Here is a 17,492-nt window from a genome sequence, read left to right on the forward strand (position 1 = left end):
GTGCAGCGGACCCCGCTCGTGGTGCGCACCCGGTCCGAGCTGCGCGACGCGCAGATGCGCTGGGCGATCGCGGGACCCCTGGATGTCGCCGGACCCGACGCGGGCCCCGGCAAGCGGGCGGTCGTCATGACGATGGGCGCGCTGCACGACGGGCACCTGGAGCTCGTGCGCCGGGCGCGCGAGGAGGCCGGGCCGAACGGCCAGGTGGTCGTCACGATCTTCGTGAACCCGTTGCAGTTCGGCGCGGGCGAGGACCTCGACACCTACCCCCGGGACCTGGACGGCGACGTGGCCAAGCTGGCCGGCGCCGGTGCCGACGTCGTCTTCGCGCCCACTCCCGAGATCGTCTACCCCGACGGCGACCCGGTGGTCCGGGTGGCCGCCGGGCACATCGGCGACGTGCTGGAGGGCGAGCACCGTCCCGGGCACCTGGACGGCGTGCTCACCGTGGTGCTCAAGCTCATGCACCTGGTGCGTCCCGACGTCGCGCTGTTCGGCGAGAAGGACGCCCAGCAGCTGCTGGCGGTGCGCCGCATGGTGCGCGACCTGGAGGTCTCGGTCGAGGTCGTGGGCGTACCGACGGTCCGGGAGGCCGACGGGCTCGCCCTGTCGTCCCGCAACGCGTACCTGTCCGCGGACGAGCGGGAGCGGGCGCTCGCCCTGTCCCGCGCGCTCCGTGCGGGCGAGGCGGCCGCAGGGAGCGGCGCCGACAGTGTGATCAACGCCGCGCGCCAAGTGCTGGACGAGGCCGACGGCGTCGTGGTCGACTACCTCGCGCTCGTCGATCCGGTGACCGTGGACGCGGTCACCGACGACTACTCCGGCCATGCGCTGCTGCTCGTGGCCGCACGGGTGGGTACTACCCGCCTGATCGACAACCAGGCCATCGAGGTCTCGCCCGAGGTCCAGAGGTAGCACCATGAGCTCCACCCCGCACCGCCCGCCCGTCGGCCGCCCCGCGTCGCTGCAGCGGCCGATGATGATCGCCAAGATCCATCGCGCCACCGTGACGCAGGCGGACCTGCACTACGTCGGGTCCATCACGGTGGACGCCGACCTGCTCGACGCCGCGGACCTCGTCCCAGGCCAGCAGGTCGACGTCGTCGACGTGACCAACGGTGCCCGGCTGACCACCTACGTGATCCCGGGCGAGCCCGGGTCGGGCCAGATCTGCATCAACGGCGCGGCGGCCCACCTGGTCAGCCCCGGCGACATCGTCATCCTGATCGCCTACGGCATGCTCTCGGACCACGACGCGCGGACCTTCCTGCCGAACGTCGTGTTCGTCGACGAGAAGAACCGGATCGTCGAGATCAACGACGAGCCCGGCCACGTGCCCGACGGGTACGGCCTGGAGGAGAGCGGCCTGCCGATCGAGCCGTTCCAGCAGGCCGGCCTGGTGCGCACGGCGTCGGGCCGAGCGTGAGTGCCGGTCCCGGACCTCGTCTCGCACGTTCCCTCGCGGCCCCTGCGCCCGGCTGGACCGCGGAGGCCGACGCGATAGTCGTCGGCTCCGGCATCGCCGGGCTGACGGCGGCGCTCGAGCTGCGGACGCACGTGCCGCGGGTGCTGCTCGTGACGAAGGGGCGGCTCCTGTCGGGATCGACGGTGTGGGCGCAGGGCGGAATCGCCGCGGCGCTCGACCCGTCGGACTCACCGGGGGCGCACCTCGCGGACACGCTCGCCGCCGGCGGCGGCCTGTCCGACCCGGAGGCCGTGCAGGTGCTGGTCACCGAGGGTCCGGAGCGTGTGCGCGAGCTGGTGGCCCGCGGCGCCGTCTTCGACAAGGCGGCCGACGGCGACATCGCGCTCACCCGGGAGGGCGGTCACCGCGCCGACCGGATCGCGCACGCCGGCGGTGACGCCACGGGCGCGGAGATCTCGCGGGCACTCGTCGCGCAGATCGAGGCGGTCCGGCACGACCCCGGCATCGAGGTCGTGGAGAACGCCCTGGTGCTGGACGTCCTCACCACCACGCCCATGGGTGGTCGGGGTGGGTCGAAGGAGAGCAGCGTGCGGGCCTGCGGCGTGACCCTGCACGTGCGGGGGACGGGTTCGCGGGACGGCGTCGGTGCCGTCCTGGCCCCCGCCGTCGTGCTGGCGACGGGCGGGATCGGGCAGGTGTTCCGGTCCTCGACCAACCCGGCAGGCGCGACCGGCGACGGCATCGCCGCGGCGCTCCGGGCGGGTGCGACGCTGGGCGACCTGGAGTTCGTGCAGTTCCACCCGACGGTCCTGTGGCTCGGTACGGGCGCCAAGGGCCAGGTGCCCCTGATCTCGGAGGCGGTACGCGGCGAGGGCGCGCTGCTGCTCGACGTCGACGGGCACCGGTTCATGCCGGCGGTGCACGAGCTGGCGGAGCTGGCCCCGCGGGACGTCGTCGCGCACGCGATCCAGCGGCAGATGGCCGCCACCGGTGCCGACAACGTGCTGCTCGACGCCCGCCACCTCGGCCGGGAGTTCCTGCGCACGCGGTTCCCGACGATCAACCGGCGGCTCCTGGAGGCGCAGATCGACTGGTCCGAGGAGCCGGTGCCCGTGGCACCCGCCCAGCACTACCACTCGGGCGGCGTGGTGACCGACCTGGACGGACGGTCCTCGGTGGACGGCCTGTACGCGGTCGGCGAGGTCGCCTGCACGGGCGTGCACGGGGCGAACCGGCTCGCGTCGAACTCGCTGCTGGAGGGCATCGTGTTCGCCTACCGGGCGGCACGCGACATCGCCGCCCGGTTCGACGCCGGAGAGCTGAAGCCGGGCGTGCCCGCCGAGCGCCCCGGCGGTTCCGGGCTGGTCGCGGCCGCCGCCCGCTCGCGCATCCAGAAGGTGACCTCCGCGGGTTCCGGCGTGATCCGGTCGGCGCGGTCGCTGGCCGAGGTCGACGAGCGGCTGGCCGCCGTCCGCGCCGACGCGCATCTCGCGGACGAGGTCATGGCCGAGCCCCAGGCCGCCGAGTGGGAGACCACCAACGTCCACCAGGTAGCCCGTGCCCTGACCCGCGCGGCCGCGCTGCGCGAGGAGACCCGGGGCGGGCACTACCGCACGGACTTCCCGAAGCCTGTCGAGGCGTGGAAGCGCCGGGTCCGGGTCTGGCTCGACGACGACGGCGTGCTCCAGGCGCGCTGAGTCTGCTGCGGGTCCGGATGTGGCGGCCACTTCGGTCGTTTGCGTGAGGCGTTGTGCTGAGTTTCGGTCGTTTGCGTGAGGCCTCGTGCTGAGTTCGGTCCTTTGCGTGAGGCTTTGCGCCGAGTTCGGTCCCTTGCACGTGGCCCCGCACTGACTTCGGTCCCTTGCCTTGAGATCGGTCGGTTGATTGACCGATCTCAGGGCAAGGGACCGAAGTCGTGGGCGGACGCCAGCAACTGACCGAACTCAGCCACGAATCTGGGGTCGGCTAGTGCGTGATGTAGCCGATCGGGTCGCCCGTGTTGACCGGCGCCCCTTCGTCGGCGGCGTGCTCCAGCGCGCCCGCGGCCTCCGCCATGAGCTGGGTCTCCATCTTCATCGCCTCGACGACGGCGACGGGCTGGCCGTCGGACACGGTCTCGCCGTCGGGCACCAGCCAGCGCACCAGGGTGCCGGGCATCGCGGCGAGCAGCGGTACCCGCCCGTCGTCGATTCCACCGCCCGACGCCGGCGCCGCCCCGGAGCCGGCGGTCGTCCCGGGACCTGCCGCCGGACGGGCCCCGCCGAATCCGGTCCCGACTGTGCCGACCCCGCCGCCGACCGCGCCGAACCCGGCCTCGGCACCTCCGAACCCAGCCCTGCCGGCCCCGATCCCGCCGGCCCCCAACCCGAACCCGATCCCGCCGACCCCGAACCCGCCCGGCGTCCGCACCCGGTGCCGCCGACCGTCGATCTCGACCCACGTCGCGACGACCCCTGGCTCGACCACCGGCGCGGCGAGCGACTGCGGGTCGATCGACGGGAGCATCTCGGTCTCTATCCACTGGGTGTGGACGGCGAAGCCGGACCCTTCGGTGGTCCCCGTGAACGCCGGGTCGGCCAGCACCGCGCGGTGGAACGGCAGCACCGTGGGTACGCCCTCGACGACGGTCTCGGCCGCCGCTCGCCGGGCTCGTGCGAGCGCGAGCTCCCGGGTCGGCCCCCACACGACGATCTTGGCGAAGAGCGAGTCGAACTCGCCGGGGATCACCGACCCTGACTCCACACCCGCGTCGACCCGCACGCCGGGGCCTGCCGGAGCGACGAACCGCTCGACGCGCCCGGGGCCGGGCAGGAAGCCGCGTGCCGGGTCCTCGGCGTTGAGCCGCAGCTCGATCGCGTGCCCGCGGGGCTCGGGGTCCTCGGTGACGGACAGGGGCAGACCGCTCGCGACGCGGAGCTGTTCCGCCACGAGGTCCAGCCCGGTGGTCTCCTCGGTGACGGGGTGCTCCACCTGGAGTCGCGTGTTGACCTCGAGGAAGGACAGGGTGCCGTCCGTGCCGAGCAGGAACTCGACGGTTCCGGCACCGCGGTAGCCGGCGGCGGCGCAGAGATCGCGCGCGGACTCGTGGATCCGCGCGCGCACCGCCGGGTCGAGGAACGGTGCGGGGGCCTCCTCGACCAGCTTCTGGTTGCGCCGCTGGAGGGAGCAGTCCCTCGTGCCCGCGACGACCACGTGACCGTGGTCGTCGGCGATGATCTGCGCCTCCACGTGCCGGGGCCGGTCGAGGAACCGTTCGACGAAGCACTCGCCCCGCCCGAACGCAGCCTCGGCCTCGCGCCGGGCGGCCTCGAAGAGCTCGGGCACCTCGTCGAGGGTCCTGGCCACGCGCATGCCACGTCCGCCGCCGCCGTGCGCCGCCTTGATGGCGAGCGGCAGCCCGTGCTCCTCGGCGAAGGCGAGCGCGGCGGCGGCGTCGGGCACCGGGCCGTCGGAACCGGGTACGAGGGGCGCGCCGACCGTCCGCGCCAGGTCACGGGCGGCGATCTTGTCGCCGAGCAGCTCGATGGTGGCCGACGTCGGCCCCACCCACACCAGCCCCGCGTCCTCGACGGCGCGCGCCGTGGCGGCGCTCTCGGACAGGAAGCCGTAGCCGGGGTGGACGGCGTCCGCCCCGGACCGACGGGCGACGTCGAGCAGCTTCTCGACCGACAGGTAGGTCTCGGCGGCCGTGCGTCCGTCGAGGGCCCAGGCCTCGTCGGCGAGGCGGACGTGCGGGGCGTCCGCGTCCCCGTCGGCGTACACCGCGACGGAGCGGATCCCCAGATCGGCGCAGGCGCGGGCCACGCGGACCGCGATCTCGCCCCGGTTGGCGATGAGCACGCTACGGATCATGGGGTACCTCCTGGGTGGTTCTGGATCGTGAGGCGGACGCGCGCACCGGCCGGCAGCTGGCCAGCCAGCGGCACGTGACCGGCCACGACCGCGCCGATCACGGGGTACCCGCCGGTCAGGGGGTGGTCGGCCAGGAAGAGGACCGGCAGGCCGTCGGGCGGCATCTGGATGGCACCGGTGACGCAGCCCTCGCTCGGCAGCTCCGCCCCCTCCTTGTCCCGGACCCGGGCGACGGGTTCCCCGTCCAGGCGCAGGCCCACGCGGTTGGAGCGCGGCGTGACGAGCCAGTCCTGGCCGGTCAGCCGAGCGAGCGCGGCGGCGTCGAACCAGTCGTCGCGCGGCCCCAGGACGATCGACAGCTCGGTGACCTCGCCGACGGCGGGGAGGGCGTCCGACGGCGGTGCCCCGCCCGCGCCGGTCCGGTCGTCGACGGGGACGCTCCCGGCCGCGTCGACCGACGGTGGTCCGGCAGCGGGGAGGCCGCGATCCGGCACGCCGACCGGCAGTACGTCGCCCGGCCCGAGCGGTTCCGGCCCGAGTCCGGCCAGCACGTCGGTGGACCGGCTGCCCAGTACCGGCGGCACGTCGATCCCACCCCGCACCGCCACATAGACACGCACACCCCGCGTGGGCGGCGCGAGGCGCACCTCGTCACCGTCGTCCAGGGCGAAGGGCTCACCCGACCGCGGACGGCGGTCAGGCCGACTGGCTCCGGCCTCGTCCGGCCCGCCCGGACCTGGCCGTACGACGACGTCGCACGCCGCCCCCGTCACCGCGAGCACCTGCGGGCCGCGGGCGCGCAGACGCAGGCCGCCCACCGACTCGATGGCGGCGGCGTCCGACGGATTGCCGACTGCGCGGTTGGCAGCCCGCAGGCTGGGCCGGTCCAGTGCGCCGGACGCCGACACACCCGCCCCCTCGGAACCGGGCCGCCCGAGGTCTTGGACCAGCGCCTGCACCCCGACCCGAACCACCTCGACCCCGCTGCCGGCCGCCCCGCCGTCGCGAGCCGCTCCGCCGTCGGGGTCGGCAGAGTCGGACGGGCCGGGCGGGACCGATCGTGCGGCAGCGGCGGGGAGCGGGATGAAGCGGACCTTGTCGCCCGGGAGCATGAGGGCCGGGCGGTCGCGGGTCACGTCCCACACGGGCGCGTCGGTGCGGCCGACGAGCTGCCATCCACCGGGGCTCTCCCGGGGGTAGACGCCGCTGTACGGCCCGGCGAGCGCCACGGACCCGGCCGGCACACGGGTGCGCGGGCTGGTTCGGCGGGGGACCACGAGCTGGGGGTCGTCGCTCGTCAGGTAGGCGAACCCGGGGGCGAACCCGACGAAGCCGACGGTCCATTCCGCCGCGGTGTGCCGCCGGACCAGCTCGTCGGTGCTCCAGCCGAGGAGGACAGCCACCTCGGCGAGATCTTCGCCGTCGTAGAGGACAGGGATCTCGACCGTACGCGCGGCGGAGGTCGCGCGACGCTCCAGCGGCCGCGTCCGGAGCTCCGCCGCCAGGGCCCGCGCCGTGATCGCCGACGGCCGGAACGGCACCAGGAGGGTCCGGGCGCCGGGCACGGGCACGCCGACGCCGCGTACCGGGTCGGTGGTGAGGGACTCGTACAGCGCGACCGCCTGGTCCAGGTCGTCGAGCTCGACCAGAAGGGCGTCGTCGCGCGCGGTGAGGAAGCGGATCACGCTGCGGAGCCGCTGCCCGACGCCGGGGCGAAGGCCGTGAGCGTGATGCCCTCGGCGTCGAACACCTCGCGGATCCGCCGGGCCATGGCCACGGCGCCCGGGGAGTCGCCGTGCACGCACACGGAGTCGGCGCGCACCGCGACGTCGGACCCGTCCACGGCGGTCACCACGCCTTCGGTGACGAGGCGGAGCATGCGGCGCGCGACGTCGTCGGCGTCGTGCAGCACGGATCCCGGCTCACGCCGGGAGACGAGGCGGCCCTCGGGCGTGTAGGCGCGGTCGGCGAACGCCTCCGTGGCGGTCGCGAGCCCCGCCGCGGACGCCGCCGCGAGGGCCGCGCTGCCGGGCAGCCCCAGCATGACGAGCCCGGGGTCGATAGCGGCGACGGCCCTGGCCACCGCCGTCGCCACCCGCTCGTCGACCGCGGCGGTGTTGTACAGCGCGCCGTGCGGCTTCACGTAGGTGACGGTCGCCCCCTCCGCGTCCGTCAGGCCACGGAGCGCACCGATCTGGTAGGCGACATCGGCCTCGAGCTCGTCGTCGGGCACGTCCATGTTGCGGCGGCCGAACCCGGCCAGGTCGCGGTAGCCGACGTGTGCGCCGATGGTGACGCCGTGCGCCACCGCGGACCGCACGGTGCGGCGGATGGACGCCGGGTCCCCGGCGTGGAAGCCGCAGGCGACGTTGGCGCTGGAGACGATGCCGAGCATCTGCTCGTCGTCGCCGAGGGTCCAGCGGCCGAAGCCCTCGCCGAGATCGCTGTTCAGGTCGACGGCGCTCATGGTGTGTTTCCTTACCGTGCGTGGAGATCGGTGTTTCGGGGGTGCCTGGCCGGGGCTCAGGCGGACAGCAGGTCGAAGATCGGGCCTACCGCGTTGACCGCCATGTACCAGGTGACCACGGTGGCCACGGTGCCGACCACCAGGAGCCACCGGGGGTACCGGACGCTGCCGAGGAGCGAGCCGCGGAACCAGCCGATGTACATGAACAAGGTCAGGCCGATGGGCAGGATGAGGCCGTTCACGCCGCCCACGAAGACGAGCAGGGTGGCCGGCGCGGTGCCGATCGTCAGGTAGACCGCCAGCGAGACGACGATGAAGCCCACCGTCCACAGGTCGGCGGTGCGGCCGACGATCTTCGAGGAGAACACCGGCAGGAACGAGACCGAGGTGTAGGCGGCCCCGATGACGCTGGTGATCGCGGCGATCCAGAACACGGCGCCGAAGATGCGCAGCCCGGTCTCCCCGGCCGCGGCGCCGAACGCGTCGGCGGCGGGGTTGCCCGCGACGTCCAGCACGACACCGGAGGCCACGACGCCGAGGATCGCCAGGAACAGCACGTACCGCATGATCCCGGTGACGATGATGCCGCTGACGGCGGCCCGGTTGACCTCGCGGATGTGCTCGGGGCCCGCGGTGCCCGAGTCGAGCAGCTTGTGCGCGCCGGCGTAGGTGATGTAGCCGCCGACGGTGCCGCCCACGATGGTGGTGATCGTGGCGAAGTTGATGGTGTCGGGCAGGACCGTCTGCTTCAGGGCCTCGCCGACCGGAGGGCCGGACATGATCATGACGATCACGGTGAGCACGATCATCACCAGGCCGGCGATGATCACCACCCGGTCGACGACGGCTCCCGCGCGCTTGGCGAGGAAGATGGCGATGGCTATGGCGGCGCTGATCGCCCCGCCGACGCGGGGGTCGAGGCCGAACAGGGCGTTCATGCCCAGCCCCGCGCCCGCGGTGTTGCCGATGTTGAAGACGAGGCCGCCGAGGACGATCAGCACGGCGAGCACGTAGCCGCTGCCCGGCAGGGCGTCGTTGGCCAGCACGCTCGCGCGCTTTCCGGTCAGCGTGATCATGCGCCACACGTTCATCTGGACCGCGAGGTCCAGCAGGATCGAGACCAGGATGCCGAACGCGAACGCGGCGCCCAGCTGCTGGGTGAACGTGGCCGTCTGCGTGATGAACCCCGGTCCGATGGCGGACGTCGCCATGAGGAACAGGGCCCCCAGCAGGGAGCGGCTGCGCGTGGACGCGAACCGCTTGATCCTGACGGCCGGCGGGCCTGCCGGCGTCTCTGCCGACGTCGCTGCCGGCGTCTCTGCCGACGGGGTGGTGGGCTCGTGGCTCGTGTCGGACATAGCGTCCTCCTGGTGGTTGTGGTGAGCCGGATTGTTCAACAGTCAGGATGTTGCTCGTCGGATGTTTCCGCCGCATTGCAGAACATTGTCGATCATGACACGGCTCCAGTGCTGGAGGACAGCCTGGGTCACGAGCTGTTTACGCATTCAGGTCTGTTGGATTGTTCAACGAACCTCTACGGTCGGTCACGACCCACCTCTGAGGGGAGAAGTGATCCATCATGTCGACACCACGTACCGCCCACAGGGTGCGAGCAGGCGCCGCCGCCCTCGCACTCTGTGTCACCACCGGGCTGGCGGCTCCGGCCGCAGCCCAGGCCGAGCCGGGATCCGGGGCGGCCTGTCTCGACCCGAGCATCCCGCTGTCGGTCGAGGAGAGCCGCCTGACCGCCCGCCTGCCCGATGCCGCCGACCCGGCGGTTCCCGCCGACCGGACCTACGCCCGCACGATCATCGAGGGCGGCGGCTTCGGCGGGTACACGGCCGCCCTCACGGCGGCCCTGTGCCGCACGAACTCGCTCGACCGCGCGACGGCGCTGGCCGAGCGCAAGGGCGAGGCCCTGTGGGACGCCGCCGTCCGCCGGGCCCAGAGCAACGGGACCGTCCGCGGCGACCTGCCCGCCAGCGATGACCGCCCGCTGTACTGGACCCGTGTCGAGGCCATGTCGGTGCTGCGCCAGTGGGCACCGGAAGGTGGCCTCACCGACGCCGAGCGGGCCGGCCTGATCGAGACCTTCGACAGGGCGGCGCGGGGCATGTTCGACATCGATCTGCCGCCCGGCGACGACGTCCTGCGCGTGATCGTCAGCGGGTTCGACGTCTTCACGCTCGACGGCGGGACCACCGGCCCCGCGCCGGGCACCGTGGGCAACAACATCCGGTACGGCAACCCCTCGGGTGCGGCGGCGCTGTCGCTCGACGGCACCACCTATCGCACCGACGACGGCAAGGTCGCCCACGTGGAGGCGTACACGCTCCCGGTGAGCTACCCGGAGTTCGAGCGCGGCTACCTCGAGGACACCGTCGGCCCGTTCATGGAGCCGGGGCCCCGGCAGGTCGACGCGTCGCTCACGGTCAGCCAGGCCGGCGGGTCCCAGTTCAACCTGGAGCAGTGGAACGCCCGCTACCACGGCACCTTCCCGGGCAACGACAACGGTGCGCCGTGCCGGGCGGTGGGCGGCGTGCCGCAGCTCGCGATCGACAACCCCGGCTGCAACATCCAGGTCGTCGACCGCTGGGGCGGCGGCGGCGGGCTCACGGACCCGCCGCAGTGGACCACGGCGAGCCTGCCGATCGCCGAGATGATCGCCGCCGACACCGGGGCCGACGTGCCGCGCCCGCCGGGCGACACCTGGCCCGACCCGTCGGTGGCCTTCGGCGTCGTCTGGAACACCAGCTACACGCAGTTCCCCGACTGCTCGTCGCCGGTGCGTGAGACGTTCAACAGCCCTCCGCCCGTCACCTACCCGCCCGCCACGCCGCCGGTGCCGCCGGCCGAGGGCTCCTGCTCGTACAACGGGGGCGGCGGCAACTACCTCTCGAACGAGAGCGCCTACCGCAACACGCTGCTGCGGGACCGTGCCGGGCTCGACATCCCGGCCGGGCACATCCACACCCCGGGCATGCAGCACTTCGAGACCGACTTCGGCGTGAGTGACGCGACGTTCGACGCGTGGCGCACCTCGATCGCCGCCCAGACCCGCAACCTGGTCCACGCGGTGATCGACACGACCGACTGACCCACCCCCATCGTTGAGTGCTGGCTATTTGCGGGAATTCGGCCTCCGGACCCGCAAATACCCAGCACTCAACGAGCTGTCGGGGTCCGTAGGATGTGGTCGTGACAGCGGATCGGGCGGAGCGGAGCGCGGACGCCATCCGCGAGCTCATCGTCACCGGCCGGCTCACCCCCGGTCAGCGGCTCTCGGAGCAGTCGGTGAGCGAGTCGCTCGACGTGTCCCGCAACACCCTGCGCGAGGCGTTCCGGATCCTGGTCCACGAGGGGCTCCTGGTGCGGCGGCCCAACGCCGGCGTCGCCGTGGCGCGGCCCACCCTCCCCGACGTCGTCGACATCTACCGGGTGCGGCGTCTCATCGAGGTCCCCGTGCTCGCGGCGGGCGACCCGGCGCACCCCGGCGCCCGCACCATGCGTGACGCCGTCGACGCCGCCCTCGCCGCCCGGCTCGGCGGCGACTGGCGCGACATCGCCGCCGCCAACATGCGGTTCCACTCGGGCATCGTCGCGCTCGCGGGCAGTGCGCGCCTCGACCGCGTGCACGCGAACCTCTCCGCGGAGCTGCGCCTGTCGTTCGGGCTGCTGGGCGACGACAACGGGGCCTTCTTCGACGGCTTCGTGGACCGCAACGCAGGCCTCCTGCGCCGGTTCCTCGCCGGCGACGCCGACGGCGCGGCGGCCGACCTGAACCGCTACCTCACCGACTCGGAGCGCATGCTCCAGGACATGGTGGACCGAGCCGGGCCGCCCGGTGCTGCGGATGCCGCGGATCCGACGCCCGGCGCGGCGGATACGGTGAGCCCGTGAGCACTCTCCCCGTCTTCGACACGCCCACCACGGTCACCCCGGGGCTCGACGCCGCCTGGGTCGCGCGGACCGTCGAGATCGCCCTCGACGAGGACCTCGGACCCACCCCCGGTCGTGACGTGACCTCGCAGGCGACCATCCCGCCGTCGGGCACCGGGGTCGCCGAGCTCGTGGCGCGCGAGGACGGCGTGCTCGCGGGCCTCGTGGTGGTGCGCGAGGTCCTGGACCAGGTGGCGACCCGCCTGGGCCTGCCCGCACCGGACGTCACCTTCCACGCGCAGGACGGCGACGCAGTCACCGCGGGCCAGGTCCTCGCGTCGCTGGACGGACGCACCCAGGTGCTGCTCGTGGCCGAGCGGACCATGCTCAACCTGGCCAGCCGCGCCTCGGGCGTCGCCACGGCGACCCGCGCCTTCGCGAGGGAGCTCGAGGGCACCGGTGCGCAGGTGCTCGACACCCGCAAGACGACACCCGGCCTGCGCGCGCTGCAGAAGTACGCGGTACGCGCCGGTGGCGGCACGAACAAGCGCATGGGCCTGTACGACGTGGCCATGGTCAAGGACAACCACGTGGTCGCCGCCGGTTCGGTGGCCGCGGCGGTCCGCGCCGTGCGCGAGATGTTCCCGGACGTGCCGGTCCAGGTCGAGGCCGACACCACCGCCCAGGCGCTGGAGGCCCTGGCCTCCGGCGCGGACTTCCTGCTCCTCGACAACATGGAGCCGGACCGGCTCGCCGAGGCGGTGGCCGCCGTCCGCGAGCGGGAGGGGCAGGACGGCGTCGCCGCGCACGTCGAGCTCGAGGCGACCGGCAACCTCACGCTCGAGAAGGCGCGCCAGGTCGCCGCGACGGGCGTCGACTTCCTCTCGGTGGGCGCCCTGACGCACAGCGCTCCGATCCTCGACCTGGCCCTGGACCTCCGCGCCTGACCTGCCCGCTCGCCGAGCGCCCGGCACCCGCCCTCCGGGTGTGGTCGACCGGGCACCGAGCCCGCACTCGGCGGGTGATCCGCACGGATAGAATCACTCGGGTGACGACCGAGAACTCCGCTGCCGAGAACGCCGCGACCCCGCCGACCGACGACCTGCCCGAGCAGCTGCGGATCCGGCGCGAGAAGCGTGAGCGACTCCTGGCGCAGGGCACGGAGGCCTACCCCGTCGGCGTCCCGGTCACGCACGCCATCACCGAGGTCCGCGCGACGTACGGCCACCTCGAGGCGGGCCAGGAGACGGACGACGTCGTGGGCGTCGCCGGACGGGTGGTCTTCATCCGCATCGGCGGCAAGCTGTGCTTCGTCACGCTGCAGGACGGCGAGGGCAACCGCCTCCAGGGCATGCTGAGCCTCGCCGCGCTCGGCGAGGAGGCGCTCGCGGCCTTCAAGACCGACGTCGACCTCGGCGACCACCTCTTCCTGCACGGCCGTGTCGGCGCGTCGCGTCGTGGTGAGCTGAGCATCTTCGCCGACGAGTGGCGGATGGCCGCCAAGGCGCTGCGCCCGCTCCCGGTGCTGCACAAGGACCTGTCCGAGGAGGCGCGCGTCCGGCAGCGCTACGTGGACCTCATCGCGCGTCCGGCGGCACGCGACATGGTGCGCCTGCGCGCCGGCGTGGTGCGCTCGCTGCGCGAGAACTTCCACCGCCGCAGCTTTCTCGAGGTCGAGACGCCGATGCTGCAGACCATTGCCTCGGGAGCGTCGGCCCGGCCTTTCTCGACGCACATGAATGCGTACGACCTGGAGCTCTTCCTGCGCATCGCGCCCGAGATCTTCCTCAAGAAGGCCGTCGTCGGCGGTGTCGAGAAGGTCTTCGAGATCAACCGGAACTTCCGCAACGAAGGTGCCGACTCGTCGCACTCGCCGGAGTTCGCCATGCTCGAGGCCTACGAGGCGTACGGCGATTACAACACCATCGGCGCACTCACCAAGGATCTGGTGCAGACGGCGGCGCAGGACGTTCTCGGTACCACGCTCGTGACGCTTCCCGACGGTTCCGAGTACGAGCTGGGCGGGGAATGGGCAAACCTGCGCATGTACGACTCGCTCTCCGAAAGCCTGGGCGAGGAGATCACCAGCGACACGTCGGTCGAGGAGCTCGAGAAGATCGCCGGGCGGCTCGATGTCGAGGTCGGCAACAAGAAGATCCTTAATCACGGAAAGCTCGTCGAGACGCTGTGGGAGCACCGAGTGGGCGACCACCTGTCGGCGCCGACGTTCGTTCGGGACTTTCCCGTGGAGACGTCGCCGCTCACCCGGGACCATCGCTCGGAAAAGGGACAGGTCGAGAAGTGGGACCTGTACATCCGTGGCTTCGAGCTGGCCACCGGCTATTCCGAGCTCGTCGACCCGGTGGTCCAGCGCCAGCGCTTCGAGGCGCAGGCCAGGATGGCCGCGGCGGGCGACGACGAGGCCATGCTGCTCGACGAGGATTTCCTGACCGCGATGGAATTCGCGATGCCCCCTTCGGGCGGAATGGGTATGGGCATCGACCGTCTGCTGATGGCGCTGACCGGCCAGGGCATCCGCGAGACCATCCTTTTCCCGCTGGTGAAGCCTCAGGCCTGAGGAATTTGAACCACGCAGACGAGTTTGTGAGGATCTTGTGATGGATACGACGCTTGCGGTGCTCGCCGGACTCACGCCCTCGGTGGGCGTCGGTCTGTTGTTCTGGTTTGCGATGCGCAAGATCATGCGCGCGGACCGTCACGAGCGCGAGGCGCTCGACCGAATGGATCGCGAGTCCATGGTCGCGACGGCAGAAAACACGGGTAATTCCCCTTCGCGCTGAGCCGTGCGGGCGAGGTTATCCTTGCCGACCTTCCGGATCAAATCCCCGCACTTCTCCCCGCACTACAACTCCGCCGGGTGAAGTTTTCGTGATCGGTGTCACATGCTCATTATTGACATGTCAATATTGAGTGCGGCATGCTCACGAACTAACCCCGGAATTTGTGGCGCGGAAGGGAAGTACCCGTATGGTTCAGAAGGTTCAGCTCGTTCTTGAAGATGACATCGATGGCGGTGCCGCCGACGAGACCGTGAACTTCGGCCTTGACGGCGTCTCCTACGAGATCGACCTCAATGCCGAGCACGCGGCTCAGCTGCGTGACGCACTCGCTTCGTGGGTCGGCCACGCACGCAAGGTGAAGTCGCCTGTTGCGCGCACCGCCACCGCTCGCCGGTCGCGTTCCGGCAGTGACACGGCCGCGGTCCGCGAATGGGCCAAGGCCAACGGCTACACCGTGAGCGACCGTGGTCGTATCGCGGCGGAGGTCCAGGAGGCCTACGCGAAGGCCAACGGCTGACGCGTCGCCGACACGACGGCATATAGCGCCCCGGCGCCCCTGCGAGGGGGCGGCCGGGGCGTCGTGCATTCCGGCGGGGAGCACGGGCGAAACGTCATTAGGCTGACGCCATGAGCATTCCTACCGCTGCCCTCTGGATCGGCACCTATCCGACGTCGGGTGACGCCCCAGGCGCCGGTGAGGGCATCTGGCGCGTCGGCATCGACGAGAACGGCCGGTTCACCGGCGGCGAGCTCGTCACCGAGGTGGCCGCGCCGTCGTTCCTGGCGCTGGACCCCTCGGGGCGCACGCTCCTGGCGGTCACGGAGGCGGCGCCCGGCGCGGTCACCTCGTTCCGGGTGTCCAACGCCGGCACGCTGACGCCCGCGGGCAGCGCCCCCTCGGGCGGTGCGAGCCCGTGCCACGTCGTCGCGACCGGGACCGCGGCCTGGGTGGCGAACTACGAGGACGGTGTGGCCGCCGTCCTCGGGCTGAGCCCGGAGGGCGCGCTCGCCGTGCCCCGGACGTTCCCGCACGCCGGCACGGGGCCGGTCGAGGACCGCCAGGAGGGCCCGCACGCCCACTTCGTGCACGTCTGGGGCGACCGGGTCCTCGTGTCCGACCTGGGGACCGACCAGCTGCGCACCTACCCCCTGGACGCAGGGGCCACCGTCTCCGACGAGACGCCGAGCGGCGAGGTCGCCGCCGTCCTGCCGCCCGGTACGGGCCCGCGCCACCTGGTGGAGCTGGCCGACGGCACGATCCTGGTCGTGGGTGAGCTGGACTGCCGGCTGCACGTCCTGGTCCCCGCGGGCCCCGGCCGTCTCGAGCACGTGGGGTCGGTGGCGATCACCGCGCGCACGATGCCCGACGGCTCCGCCGGGTACCCCTCGCACATCACCGTCGACGGCGACCTGGTGCACGTGGGGGTGCGCGGCCCGGACGTGCTGTCGGTGCTCCGGGTGCACGACGCCGCTGCCACAGCGGACGGTGTCGACGACGCCGTCCCCGGTGCGATGGCGCACCTGGTCCTTGAGAACGTCGCCGACGTCGATCTCGGTGCGGGTGCCTGGCCGCGCCACCACGCGGTCCTGGCCGACAGCGGCATCGTGGTCGTGGCCGCGCAGAACACCGACGAGCTGATCGCGGTCCGGCTGGACCGGACGTCCGGCAACGGCGCGATCACGGACCGACTGGAGCTGCCCGTGCCCGCGTGCGTCCTGGAGGCGTGATGCGGGACAGCCTGCCTCCACGGCTGGTCGAACCGGACGCGGCGCGACCGCTCCGGATCGCGATGGTCTCCGTGCACACGTCGCCGCTGGAGCAGCCCGGGACGGGTGACGCGGGCGGCATGAACGTGTACGTGCTGGAGCTGTCCCGGGCGCTCGCCCGGCGCGGGGCGCAGGTGGAGATCTACACCCGGGCGACCTCGTCGGCCCAGCCCAAGGTGACCGACGCCGAGCCCGGCATCCGGGTGGTCCACGTGTCGGCGGGGCCGTACGAGGGGCTGGACAAGAACGACCTGCCGGGCCAGCTGTGCGCGTTCGCGGCGGGCGTCCTGCGGGCCGAGGCGCACCGGCCGGAGGGCTGGTACGACGTGCTGCACACCCACTACTGGTTGTCCGGCCAGGTGGGCTGGCTCGCCGCGGAGCGCTGGGACGTCCCGCTGGTGCACACCATGCACACCATGGCGCGTGTGAAGAACGCGTCCCTCGCGCCGGGCGACGCCCCCGAGCCGCAGGGCCGGATCATCGGTGAGGAGCAGGTGGTCGCCGAGGCCGACGCCCTGGTCGCGAACACCGAGCAGGAGGCGGCCGAGCTGGTCCGTGACTACCACGCCGACCCCGCCCGGGTGCGCGTGGTGCAGCCGGGCGTGGACCTCGGGGTGTTCTCCCCGCTTCCGGACGCGTCCGGGGCAGACCCGGCGGAGGCCGACCGGCACCGGGCCGCGCTGCGAGCCGAGCTGCGGGAGCGCCTCGCGCTGCCGGTGGACCGCAAGATCGTGCTGTTCGCGGGACGGGTGCAGCTGCTCAAGGGACCTGACGTGCTCGTACGGGCGCTGGGGGAGCGGGTCTGGTCGGAGGGTGACGGGGGGCCGCCACTGCTCGTCGTGCTGGGCGGGGCGTCGGGCCGGCCCACCGCCGTCCGCGAGCTCGAGGCGCTCGCCTACCAGGAGGGTGTGGCCGCCCACGTGCGGGTGCGGCCCCCGGTGCCGCAGCAGGTGCTCGCCGACTACTTCCGGGCCGCAGACCTGGTGGCGGTGCCCTCGCACAGCGAGTCGTTCGGCCTTGTCGCGGCGGAGGCCCAGGCGACCGGTACCCCGGTCGTGGCGGCCGCGGTGGGCGGCCTGTGCACCGTGGTCGAGGACGGCGTCTCAGGGGTGCTCGTGCCCGACCACGAGCCCGCGAGCTGGGCGCTGGTCCTCAAGAGCCTCCTGGACGACGACACGCTCCGCGCCCGCCTGGCCGTGGGCGCTCGGGCCTCGGCGACCAGGTTCGGCTGGGACCGCGCCGCCGACGAGATCCTGGACGTCTACGAGCAGGCGCGAAAACACCACGCCACGAGGTAGAA

General features: G+C 72.7%; 15 protein-coding genes. 11 read left to right on the plus strand and 4 right to left on the minus strand.

Annotated elements, in window-relative coordinates; all coding sequences use genetic code 11:
• Window positions 1-54 precede the first annotated feature (54 nt).
• The 3 genes from panC to LUU90_RS20125 are packed head-to-tail and all read left to right on the plus strand — an operon-like array spanning window position 55 to window position 3,123.
• Window positions 55-915, plus strand: coding sequence for a pantoate--beta-alanine ligase (panC, locus tag LUU90_RS20115; RefSeq protein ID WP_275005820.1), 861 nt, complete (start codon window positions 55-57; stop codon window positions 913-915).
• A 4-nt stretch (window positions 916-919) separates the two neighbouring features.
• Window positions 920-1,426 (plus strand): aspartate 1-decarboxylase, encoded by a 507-nt coding sequence (gene panD / locus LUU90_RS20120; RefSeq protein ID WP_275005646.1) that lies wholly within the window; start codon window positions 920-922, stop codon window positions 1,424-1,426.
• On the plus strand, window positions 1,423-3,123 hold the full coding sequence (locus tag LUU90_RS20125) for an L-aspartate oxidase (protein WP_275005648.1): 1,701 nt from the start codon (window positions 1,423-1,425) through the stop codon (window positions 3,121-3,123). The genes panD and LUU90_RS20125 overlap by 4 nt, the downstream gene beginning before the upstream one ends.
• 268 nt (window positions 3,124-3,391) lie before the next feature.
• Here LUU90_RS20125 and LUU90_RS20130 read toward each other — a convergent pair whose 3' ends face one another.
• Genes LUU90_RS20130 through LUU90_RS20145 form a run of 4 tightly spaced genes read right to left on the minus strand, consistent with a single transcriptional unit; the run spans window position 3,392 to window position 9,103 of the window.
• Window positions 3,392-5,278 carry an acetyl/propionyl/methylcrotonyl-CoA carboxylase subunit alpha gene (locus tag LUU90_RS20130; protein WP_275005650.1) on the minus strand — a complete coding sequence of 629 codons (1,887 nt, stop codon included), beginning with the start codon at window positions 5,276-5,278 and terminating at the stop codon, window positions 3,392-3,394.
• A complete protein-coding gene (locus LUU90_RS20135; protein WP_275005652.1) occupies window positions 5,275-6,963 on the minus strand; it encodes a 5-oxoprolinase/urea amidolyase family protein in 1,689 nt (562 codons plus the stop codon). The genes LUU90_RS20130 and LUU90_RS20135 overlap by 4 nt, the downstream gene beginning before the upstream one ends.
• Window positions 6,960-7,745, minus strand: coding sequence for a LamB/YcsF family protein (locus tag LUU90_RS20140; RefSeq protein ID WP_275005653.1), 786 nt, complete (start codon window positions 7,743-7,745; stop codon window positions 6,960-6,962). Before LUU90_RS20140 ends, LUU90_RS20135 begins: the two co-directional genes overlap by 4 nt.
• Before the next feature lie 56 nt (window positions 7,746-7,801).
• The gene (locus LUU90_RS20145; RefSeq protein WP_275005655.1) at window positions 7,802-9,103 is read right to left on the minus strand and encodes an NRAMP family divalent metal transporter; all 1,302 of its coding nucleotides are present in this window, start codon (window positions 9,101-9,103) and stop codon (window positions 7,802-7,804) included.
• Window positions 9,104-9,324: 221 nt separating this feature from the next.
• Here LUU90_RS20145 and LUU90_RS20150 point away from each other — a divergent pair, with 221 nt between their 5' ends.
• From LUU90_RS20150 to mshA, 8 genes are all read left to right on the plus strand, one after another.
• Window positions 9,325-10,842 carry a hypothetical protein gene (locus LUU90_RS20150; protein ID WP_275005656.1) on the plus strand — a complete coding sequence of 506 codons (1,518 nt, stop codon included), beginning with the start codon at window positions 9,325-9,327 and terminating at the stop codon, window positions 10,840-10,842.
• Window positions 10,843-10,943: 101 nt separating this feature from the next.
• Window positions 10,944-11,645: a GntR family transcriptional regulator gene (locus tag LUU90_RS20155; protein ID WP_275005658.1), complete on the plus strand. Its 702-nt coding sequence runs from the start codon at window positions 10,944-10,946 to the stop codon at window positions 11,643-11,645.
• On the plus strand, window positions 11,642-12,571 hold the full coding sequence (nadC, locus tag LUU90_RS20160; protein ID WP_275005659.1) for a carboxylating nicotinate-nucleotide diphosphorylase: 930 nt from the start codon (window positions 11,642-11,644) through the stop codon (window positions 12,569-12,571). The genes LUU90_RS20155 and nadC overlap by 4 nt, the downstream gene beginning before the upstream one ends.
• A 101-nt stretch (window positions 12,572-12,672) precedes the next feature.
• Window positions 12,673-14,202 carry a lysine--tRNA ligase gene (gene lysS / locus LUU90_RS20165; protein WP_275005660.1) on the plus strand — a complete coding sequence of 510 codons (1,530 nt, stop codon included), beginning with the start codon at window positions 12,673-12,675 and terminating at the stop codon, window positions 14,200-14,202.
• Window positions 14,203-14,242: 40 nt separating this feature from the next.
• Window positions 14,243-14,425 (plus strand): hypothetical protein, encoded by a 183-nt coding sequence (locus tag LUU90_RS20170; RefSeq protein WP_275005662.1) that lies wholly within the window; start codon window positions 14,243-14,245, stop codon window positions 14,423-14,425.
• 187 nt (window positions 14,426-14,612) lie between these two features.
• Window positions 14,613-14,942, plus strand: coding sequence for a histone-like nucleoid-structuring protein Lsr2 (locus LUU90_RS20175; RefSeq protein WP_275005664.1), 330 nt, complete (start codon window positions 14,613-14,615; stop codon window positions 14,940-14,942).
• 110 nt (window positions 14,943-15,052) lie between these two features.
• Complete coding sequence (locus LUU90_RS20180) at window positions 15,053-16,153, plus strand: lactonase family protein (RefSeq protein WP_275005665.1); 1,101 nt, start codon at window positions 15,053-15,055, stop codon at window positions 16,151-16,153.
• Window positions 16,153-17,490, plus strand: coding sequence for a D-inositol-3-phosphate glycosyltransferase (gene mshA, locus LUU90_RS20185; protein ID WP_275005667.1), 1,338 nt, complete (start codon window positions 16,153-16,155; stop codon window positions 17,488-17,490). Before LUU90_RS20180 ends, mshA begins: the two co-directional genes overlap by 1 nt.
• Window positions 17,491-17,492: the final 2 nt, after the last annotated feature.

The organism is Promicromonospora iranensis (assembly GCF_028994775.1).
GTDB lineage: Bacteria > Actinomycetota > Actinomycetes > Actinomycetales > Cellulomonadaceae > Promicromonospora > Promicromonospora iranensis_A.

Bases quoted from the DNA above. Each gene is read 5' to 3' on its own strand.
- panC (WP_275005820.1), top strand. From the start codon at position 55: ATGCGCTGGGCGATCGCGGGACCCCTGGATGTCGCCGGACCCGACGCG.
- panD (WP_275005646.1), top strand. From the start codon at position 920: ATGAGCTCCACCCCGCACCGCCCGCCCGTCGGCCGCCCCGCGTCGCTG.
- LUU90_RS20130 (WP_275005650.1), bottom strand. From the start codon at position 5,278: ATGATCCGTAGCGTGCTCATCGCCAACCGGGGCGAGATCGCGGTCCGC.
- LUU90_RS20140 (WP_275005653.1), bottom strand. From the start codon at position 7,745: ATGAGCGCCGTCGACCTGAACAGCGATCTCGGCGAGGGCTTCGGCCGC.
- LUU90_RS20145 (WP_275005655.1), bottom strand. From the start codon at position 9,103: ATGTCCGACACGAGCCACGAGCCCACCACCCCGTCGGCAGAGACGCCG.
- LUU90_RS20150 (WP_275005656.1), top strand. From the start codon at position 9,325: ATGTCGACACCACGTACCGCCCACAGGGTGCGAGCAGGCGCCGCCGCC.
- LUU90_RS20170 (WP_275005662.1), top strand. From the start codon at position 14,243: ATGGATACGACGCTTGCGGTGCTCGCCGGACTCACGCCCTCGGTGGGC.
- LUU90_RS20175 (WP_275005664.1), top strand. From the start codon at position 14,613: ATGGTTCAGAAGGTTCAGCTCGTTCTTGAAGATGACATCGATGGCGGT.
- LUU90_RS20180 (WP_275005665.1), top strand. From the start codon at position 15,053: ATGAGCATTCCTACCGCTGCCCTCTGGATCGGCACCTATCCGACGTCG.
- mshA (WP_275005667.1), top strand. From the start codon at position 16,153: ATGCGGGACAGCCTGCCTCCACGGCTGGTCGAACCGGACGCGGCGCGA.